The 239-nt window shown below is 65.3% G+C and carries 1 protein-coding gene; it reads right to left on the reverse strand.

The features are described 5' to 3' along the window. A partial coding sequence (locus tag FQ668_RS28175; protein WP_256677690.1) for a LysR substrate-binding domain-containing protein occupies nt 1-239 on the reverse strand: 239 nt, incomplete at both ends.

Here is a 239-nt window from a genome sequence, read left to right on the forward strand (position 1 = left end):
AGCGCGCGCTGGGCGAGCCGCGTTGCTGCTGCAAGCGATATTGCGGCTTCAGGGCAATCAACCGGACCCGGTTTTCGTACACCGCCGCGATACGCCCGGGCAGCAGGGCAAAGCCCACGCCCGAGCTGACCATGCTCAGCAGGGTGAAGATATCGTTCACCTGCATGGCCACCTTGGGTTCGAAGCCGGCCTGCTGGAATACCCGTGCGCCATCGCGGTGGGTGGCAAAGCCCTGGGTC

This window comes from Pseudomonas sp. Kh14, from assembly GCF_900291005.1.
GTDB lineage: Bacteria > Pseudomonadota > Gammaproteobacteria > Pseudomonadales > Pseudomonadaceae > Aquipseudomonas > Aquipseudomonas alloputida.